This window comes from Candidatus Paracaedibacter symbiosus (genome assembly GCF_000757605.1).
GTDB classification, from domain to species: domain Bacteria; phylum Pseudomonadota; class Alphaproteobacteria; order Paracaedibacterales; family Paracaedibacteraceae; genus Paracaedibacter_A; species Paracaedibacter_A symbiosus.
The window spans coordinates 1-617 of the sequence record NZ_JQAK01000034.1 but is presented as its reverse complement, the minus strand read 5'-3'; the positions used below and the strand labels follow the sequence as shown (position 1 = coordinate 617).

The window sequence follows — 617 nt, the reverse complement described above, 5'->3', positions numbered from 1 at the left end:
ATCTTACGACGCCACAAAAAAAACTCGAGAAGCGGCATGCCATGCTTACGAGCAACATACGAAACGTTCTTACCATCCTCATCCGTCTCTTCAACAATAATCTTCTTCTCAAAAACGCTCCAGCGCCGAAGCCGCTGAACAGAGGTGATGACATGAATCGTATCAATTTTAGAACTAGTCATAATACTAGAAATACTCCTCTCTCTTAGGAGCTAATCTATGGTGTCCGCTTTAATGGGGTCAACTCCAGGTTAAAACTTGAATGAATTGCAACTTAAATAATTACCCTTCATGAAATAGGCTTAAAGTGTTTCTTAAGAGGGACATATTATATGAAAAGAAGGAGTATTTATTATGGCAACAACCACTAATAAGAATCAGTCACAATCCTCAAATAACGAGCAGCATGGCAAGCAAGGTTTTGCTTCAATGCCTAAAGAGAAGGTTCAAGAGATTGCTAGCAAAGGCGGAAAAGCGAGTGGGCATTCTCATTCAGAAAGTCATCAGGACAAGAGCTCTGGTTCCAGGGGCCATAATAAAAATTATCAAGGCTCAGAGAATCATGAGCATGGCAAGCAAGGTTTTGCTTCAATGCCTAAGGAAAAAGTATAAGAGAT

The 617-nt window shown here is 40.2% G+C and carries 2 protein-coding genes; one reads left to right on the top strand and one right to left on the bottom strand.

The genetic code is table 11. The features are described from left to right. The coding region (locus IG80_RS0111980) for a transposase (protein WP_156962238.1) at positions 1-182 on the bottom strand (182 nt) is incomplete at its 3' end. Positions 183-354: 172 nt separating this feature from the next. Here IG80_RS0111980 and IG80_RS0111975 point away from each other — a divergent pair. Continuing rightward, a complete protein-coding gene (locus tag IG80_RS0111975; protein ID WP_032114256.1) occupies positions 355-612 on the top strand; it encodes a KGG domain-containing protein in 258 nt (85 codons plus the stop codon). The last annotated feature ends 5 nt before the right edge of the window (positions 613-617 follow it).